The sequence below is a fragment of the Archangium sp. genome (assembly GCF_036388035.1).
In the GTDB taxonomy this organism is placed as follows: domain Bacteria; phylum Myxococcota; class Myxococcia; order Myxococcales; family Myxococcaceae; genus Archangium.
Window position 1 is genome coordinate 1 of record NZ_DASVSO010000822.1, and the last position, 2096, is coordinate 2096.

Consider the following 2096-nt stretch of genomic DNA (forward strand, 5'->3'; position numbering starts at 1 on the left):
CGCACGCTGGGAGTGCGGTCGGTGGACCTCATCACCAACAATCCGCTGAAAATTGCAGGGTTGGTGGAAGAGGGGATTCCAGTACGTCGACGCATTCCCTCGCGTACGGAGCATAATCCGCATAACGTCGGGTACCTGAGGACGAAGCGCGAGCGGACGGGGCACCTCATTGAGCTCTTCGCCGAGGACGACGACGACACGGAAGCAAAGGTTGGCTGACGACGAGCAAGAGGGGGGCACGCAGGCGAGCGTGCCCTTCCAGGTTCGTTTCTGGGGAGTGCGCGGCTCGATCCCATCACCGGGACCGAAGACGCAGCGCTATGGGGGCAACACGCCCTGCGTCGAGATGCGATGCGGGGACGAGCTGCTCATCTTCGACCTGGGAACGGGCGTGCGCGTCCTCGGCGATGAGCTGCTCGCGTCGGGAGGACCGGCGCGCGGCTCGATCTTCCTGTCGCACTACCACTACGACCACCTTCAGGGCCTGCCGTTCTTCACGCCCATCTTCATCCCGAAGTACGCCTTCACGGTGTACGGCGCGCCGCGGGACGGGCGCTCGGTGAAGGAGGTGCTGGCGGGGCAGATGGTGCAGCCCTACTTCCCGGTGACCGCGGAACAGGTCTTCAAGGCGCAGCTGACCTACAAGGATCTGGGCTCGGGGCAGGTGCTCGAGCTGGGTCCGGCGAGGATCCGCACGCTGGACCTGAACCACCCGGGCGGCAACATGGGCTACCGGGTGGAGTGCGGCGGCAAGTCGGTGGTGTACGCCACGGACGTGGAGCACGGCTGCGCCCAGGACAAGGACCTGGTGGAGTTCACGCGGGACGCGGACATGCTCATCATCGACGCGATGTACACGACGGATGAGTACCGCGGCCACAACGGCGCCTCGAAGGAGGGCTGGGGCCACTCCACCTGGGAGTCCGCGGTGGAGACGGCCAACGCCGCCAAGGTGAAGAAGCTGGTGCTCTTCCACCACGACCCCAACCGCGACGACGATGCGATGGATCGCTTCGTGGAGGAGGTGCGCAAGCACCGTCCCGAGGTCATCGCCGCCGTGGAGCTGGACACCCTGAAGCTCTAGTCCCCTCCCCCACTCCGCCCCCTCCCCTCGGGAGAGGAGAGGCGGGTGGGGGCGCTCCCGCCCTCACACCGCGAGCGCCCGGAGGGCCCGCTGTACGCCCTCGCGCAGCCCGCGAAACGGCAGCCGGGAGAGCGCCGTCGGGACATCCACCCACTCGTGGGCGTCGTGCTCGTCACCCAGGCGGATGTCGAAGCCGTCGGGGCACCGGGCCGCGAAGCCGTTCTCCTCGACGAGCCGCGGAGGCACCACGCTGCCCACGGCGAACGCGTGGCGGTACTCCAGGTCCACCACGTCGGCGCGCAGCCCCGTCTCCTCGAAGAGCTCCCGAGCGGCGGCCTCCCGCGGCTGCTCACCCGGCTCCAGGCGCCCGGTGACGATCTGCCAGAAGCCTCCGCGCTCGGGACGCCGACGCAGCAGCAGCACCCGCGCCTCCGGCCCGTGCCCGCGCATCAGCGTGACGCTCACCGTGCGCGTGAGGGGCTTGGGCTCGGCGAGCGGGAGCTCGAAGACCTCGGCGAAGTGCCGGGCCACCTTGTCCTCGACCTCGGCCACGGGCACGGAGCGGCCCAGCTCCTTCTGGAGCGAGGTGACGCCCGCCTCGCGGATGCCACAGGGGACGATGAGGTTGAAGTGCGGCAGGTGCGTGTTGACGTTGAGCGCGAAGCCGTGACTGGTGAGCCAGCGGGAGAGGTGCACGCCGATGGCGGCGATCTTCCGGGCGTCGGGCGAGGTCTCCTCGCCAATCCACACGCCTGGCCACTTGGGGATGGTGCCGGAGGTGATGCCGTACTCGGCGAGGGTGCGGATGACGCACTGCTCGACGTCGCGCACGTAGCGGCGCACGTCGTGCCGCTGCTCGGGCAGGAGGAAGATGGGGTAGCCGACGAGCTGCCCGGGGCCATGGTAGGTGACGTCGCCGCCGCGGTCGGTCTCGAAGATCTCCACGCCCTCGGAGGCGAGCCGCGCGTCGCTGGCGACGATGTTGGCGCGCTTGGCGGCGCGGCCCAGGGTG

2 protein-coding genes and 1 pseudogene are annotated in these 2096 nt (G+C 69.3%); 2 read left to right on the forward strand and 1 reads right to left on the reverse strand.

The genetic code is table 11. The features are described 5' to 3' along the window. Together VF697_RS33915 and VF697_RS33920 are read left to right on the forward strand one after the other, a co-directional pair. Positions 1 to 219 (forward strand): annotated as a pseudogene (locus tag VF697_RS33915) (GTP cyclohydrolase II); the annotation flags it as partial. Continuing rightward, positions 212 to 1084, forward strand: a complete 873-nt coding sequence (locus tag VF697_RS33920) for an MBL fold metallo-hydrolase (protein WP_331101543.1) — start codon at positions 212 to 214, stop codon at positions 1082 to 1084. The pseudogene VF697_RS33915 and the gene VF697_RS33920, both read left to right, overlap by 8 nt. Positions 1085 to 1147: 63 nt before the next feature. Here the strand turns inward: VF697_RS33920 and lipB are convergent. Continuing rightward, a partial coding sequence (gene lipB, locus VF697_RS33925) for a lipoyl(octanoyl) transferase LipB (protein WP_331101545.1) occupies positions 1148 to 2096 on the reverse strand: 949 nt, incomplete at its 5' end.